Below are 4867 nucleotides of genomic sequence, written 5' to 3' on the forward strand. Positions count from 1 at the left end.
CTGGATGCCCTGGCGCAGCACCGTCGGGCGCAGGGCCTTCCCGCGACCTCGCTCGCCTGGGGCCTGTGGGCACAGGAAAGCGACATGACCGGGAAGCTCAACGCCGGCGACCTCAGCCGCATGGCAAGGGGCGGCGTCGCGCCGCTCACGTCCGAGGAAGGGCTCGCCCTCCTCGACACCGCGATCGGCGTCTCCGATGCGGCCCTCGTGCCGATGCGCCTTGACCTCGTATCCCTGCGCGCGAGCTCCGCGTCCGGGGCCGATGCCGTCCCCGCGTTGCTGAGGGGCCTGGTCCGCACACCGCTGCGGCGGTCCATTGCAGGGGCGGCGGCTGAGGTGGCGGCGGCCCAAGAGGCTCCGCTGCTGGGTCAGTTGGCGGGTCTCGACGCTGCGGGGCGCGACAAGGTCCTGACGGAGCTGGTCTGCACGCACGTGGCCGACGTCCTGGGCTATGAGTCCGCCGCATCAGTGGACGCCACTCGGGCCTTCCGGGAGCTGGGCTTCGACTCCCTCACCGCTGTCGAGCTGCGCAACGCGGTGAACGGAGCCACCGGACTCCGCCTCCCCGCGACCCTCATCTTCGACTACCCCAACCCGGCGGCACTAGCGGCCCACCTGGCCACCGCACTGCCGCTCGGCGACGGGCAGCCCGGCGCCGGGCGCTCCGTACTCGACGAGCTGGAGCGACTGGAGTCGACCCTGGCGGCGATGGAGACGGGGAGCACCGACAGCATCGTCCACTCGAAGATCACGATCCGCCTCCAGACGCTCCTGTCGCGCTGGAGCACCCCACAGGGCCAGGGCGGCCTGACCGACCAGGACGCGGCACGCGGCCTGGACGAGACGGACGACTTGGAATCCATCTCCGACGAGGACCTCTTCGACGCCCTCGACGACGAGCTCGGAACGGCCTGACGTGCCCGAAGCACCCGAACCAACTGACGCATCGCAGAACACGCAGAACACGCAGAACACGCAGAACACGCAGAACACGCAGAACACGCAGAACACGAAACCTACGAATCACACAGAGCTCGCGAAGAACGTGAAGAACACGAGGGGCGGACGAGAAATGTCGAACGAGGAGAAGCTTCGGGATTATCTCAAGCGGACGACCTCCGACCTGCGTCAGGCTCGTCGTCGTCTGCGTGAGGTGGAGGAGCGGGAACAGGAGCCCATCGCCATCGTCGCGATGAGCTGCCGCTACCCCGGCGGTGTCCGCAACCCGGAAGAGCTGTGGCGCCTGGTCAGCGACGGCACCGACGCCCTGACGCCGTTCCCCACCAACCGTGGCTGGGACCCGGACGCCCTCTACGACCCGGACCCGGACAGCTCCGGCACGAGCTACGCCCGCGAGGGCGGATTCCTGCACGAGGCCGACCAGTTCGATGCCGGGTTCTTCGGGATCTCGCCGCGTGAGGCGCTGGCCACCGATCCGCAGCAGCGGCTCCTCCTGGAATCCTCCTGGGAGCTCTTCGAGCGGGCCGGCATCGACCCCGGCTCGCTGCGCGGCAGTCGCACCGGCGTCTTCGCGGGCGTCATGTACCACGACTACGCTTCCCGTCTGCACTCCGTGCCCGAGGACGTCGAGGGCTACCTCGGCACCGGCGCGTCCAGCAGCATCGTCTCCGGCCGGGTCGCCTACACCTTCGGACTCGAAGGCCCCGCCGTCACCATCGACACGGCGTGCTCGTCTTCGCTGGTCGCCCTGCACCTGGCGGCGCAGGCGCTGCGCCAGGGCGAGTGCACGATGGCCCTCGCGGGCGGCGTGACCGTGATGTTCACGCCCGGCACCTTCGTCGACTTCAGCAAGCAGCGCGGCCTCGCGTCGGACGGTCGCTGCAAGCCGTACGCCGAGGCCGCCGACGGCACCGGCTGGGGCGAGGGCGTCGGACTGCTCCTCCTCGAGCGCCTCTCCGACGCCCGCCGCAACGGCCACCAGGTCCTCGCGGTCGTCCGTGGCTCGGCGGTGAACCAGGACGGCGCGAGCAACGGCCTCACCGCTCCCAACGGCCCCTCCCAGCAGCGCGTCATTCTCCAGGCCCTCGCCAACTCCCGCCTGGCGCCGGAGGAAATCGACGTCGTGGAGGGCCACGGCACCGGCACGACCCTCGGTGACCCCATCGAGGCCCAGGCCCTCCTCGCCACGTACGGCCAGGACCGCTCCGAGGACCGGCCGCTGTGGCTCGGCTCGGTGAAGTCCAACATCGGTCACACGCAGGCCGCCGCCGGTGTCGCAGGTGTCATCAAGATGGTCATGGCCATGCGTGAGGGCGTCCTGCCGCAGACCCTGCACGTGGACCGGCCGAGCACCCACGTGGACTGGTCGGCAGGAGCCGTCGAGCTCCTGACGGAGGCCCGCGACTGGCCCGAGCCTGCGGGTGACGTCGCCGCTCCGCGCCGGGCCGGTGTGTCGTCCTTCGGTGTGAGCGGCACCAACGCGCATGTGATCGTGGAGCAGGCGCCGGTGACCCAGGGGGCCGAGGCGGCCGAGGGACTTGCGGAGGCGCCGACGACGCCGGTCGAAAGGGTGTCACCTTCGACGGTGATGCCGTGGGTGGTGTCGGGCAAGAGTGCCGACGCACTGCGGGCGCAGACGGCACGGTTGCGCGAGTTCGTGGTCAATGAGGGTGAGTTGGACCCGGCGGACGTGGGCTGGTCGCTCCTGAGCGCGCGGGCGGTGCACGAGCACCGGAGCGTGGTGTTCGGGCGTGATCGGGACGAGCTCCTGGACGGCCTCGAAAGCGGGATTTCGGGGGCGGTTGCTGAGGGGCGCCTGGGTGTTGTCTTTACCGGTCAGGGCAGCCAGCGCATCGGGATGGGGCGTGAGTTGTATGACGCCTTCCCGGTGTTCGCGGACGCGTTGGATGAGGTGTGCGCGTATCTGGATGCGGTGCTTGATCGGCCGTTGAAGGATGTGATGTTCGGTGATGATGCGGAGCTGCTTGGGCAGACGGGTTATGCGCAGCCTGCGTTGTTCGCGGTGGAGGTGGCCCTGTTCCGCCTGGCTGAGTCGTTCGGGGTGCGGCCGGAGATACTCGGTGGGCATTCGGTGGGTGAGCTTGTTGCGGCGTACGTGGCTGGGCTCTGGTCCCTGGAGGACGCGGCCCGGTTGGTGGCTGCGCGTGGGCGGTTGATGCAGGCGCTGCCTGAGGGTGGGGCGATGCTTGCGGTGCAGGCGGCGGAGGTGGATGTACTGCCGTTGCTTGAGGGCTTGGAGGGGCAGGTTGGTCTGGCGGCGGTGAACGGTCCGTCGCAGGTGGTGCTCTCCGGTGATCGTGCCGTCCTGGAGGGTGTGGCCGGGTCGCTGAAGGGTCAGGGGCGGAAGGTGCGGTGGCTGAAGGTCTCGCACGCCTTCCACTCTCCGCTGATGGATCCGGTGCTGGAGGACTTCCGCAAGGTCGCGCAGAGCCTGACGTACAACGCTCCGAAGCTCCCGGTCGTCTCGAATCTGACGGGTGAGCTGGCCGAGGCGGCTGAGCTCCAGGACCCGGAGTACTGGGTGCGCCATGTCCGCGATGCGGTCCGCTTCCACGACGGCCTCAACTCCCTCACGTCGTTCGGGGTGTCGACGCTGCTCGAACTCGGCCCGGACGCGGTCCTGACCGCGATGGCGCACGACACCCTCACCGAGCCCGAGGCCCAGTCGGGCCTGATCGCGTCCCTGCGCCGCGACCGCCCCGAGCCCGACACCTTCCTGACCGCCCTCGCCCAGGCATACGTACGAGGCATCGACGTCGACTGGACGCCCCTCTACGCCCCGGTCGAGAACCGCCGCCGCGTCGACCTGCCGACGTACGCCTTCCAGCACCAGGGCTACTGGCTGCACGCCCCGGCGCTGACCGGAGACGTGACCTCCGTCGGTCTCGCCGAGGCCGACCACCCGCTCCTCGGCGCGGCCATCCAGGTCGCCGGGAGTGACGCTCGCCTGTTCACGAGCCTTCTGTCGATCGACGCACATCCCTGGTTCGCCGACCACACAGTGGCCGACCGGACGCTGCTGCCCGGCACGGCCTTCGTCGAACTGGCCGTACGAGCTGGCGACGAGTTCGGTCTCGACGTGCTCGAAGAGCTCATCCTGCAAGCCCCGTTGGTGCTTCCCGAGGACGGCGCGGGCATCCAGGTCCAGCTCTGGGTCGAGGAGCCCGACGAGACCGGACGGCGCGCGTTCACGCTGCACTCACGCCGTCAGAACGACGTTCCGGACGAGCCGTGGATCCGGCACGCCGCCGGTGTGCTCGCCGCCGACGAGAGGGCGAGCACCGGCTTCGAACTGACGCAGTGGCCCCCGGCCGGAGCCGTAGACCTGGACATCGACGACCTGTACGAGGGCTTCGCCGCGGCGGGCCTGGACTACGGGCCCGCTTTCCAGGGGGTTCGCGCGGCCTGGCGCCGCGGGGACGAGGTCTTCGCCGAAGTCGCCCTGCCTGACGAGCAGCAGGACGAGGCCTGCGAGTACGGACTGCACCCCGCCCTCCTCGACGCGAGCCTGCACGGAGTGGCCTTCACCGCCTTGGGGGCGGCGGACACTGCCGAAGGCGCGGGACGGGCTCGCCTGCCGTTCTCGTGGAGCGGCGTCTCGCTGTTCGCGACGGGCGCGACGGCACTGCGCGTGCGTCTTGCCGCCGCCGGTACAGACAGCGTCTCGCTGGCAGCCTGGGACGAGTCGGGCAAGGCTGTCGCGGCCGTCGAATCCCTGATGCTGCGCGAGCTGGCCGCCGACGAACTGAACGCCCCGTCCGGCGCGAGCGACGACGAGCCCCTCTTCCGCCTGGATTGGGGTGTGGTGAGCGTGCCGGCGGTGTCGTCGGTGGGTTCGTATGTGGTGCTGGGTGAGGATGGGTTGGGGTTGTGTGCGGCGCTTGAG

The 4867-nt window shown here is 70.0% G+C and carries 2 protein-coding genes; both read left to right on the plus strand.

Features of this window, described 5'->3' with window-relative positions; translation table 11 throughout:
* On the plus strand, positions 1-915 hold a 915-nt coding region (locus tag ACZ5CR_RS43410; RefSeq protein WP_468868694.1), incomplete at its 5' end, for an acyl carrier protein.
* Positions 916-1072: 157 nt separating this feature from the next.
* The coding region (locus ACZ5CR_RS43415) for a type I polyketide synthase (RefSeq protein ID WP_468868696.1) at positions 1073-4867 on the plus strand (3795 nt) is incomplete at its 3' end.

The sequence above is a fragment of the Streptomyces sp. NPDC031274 genome (genome assembly GCF_055570235.1).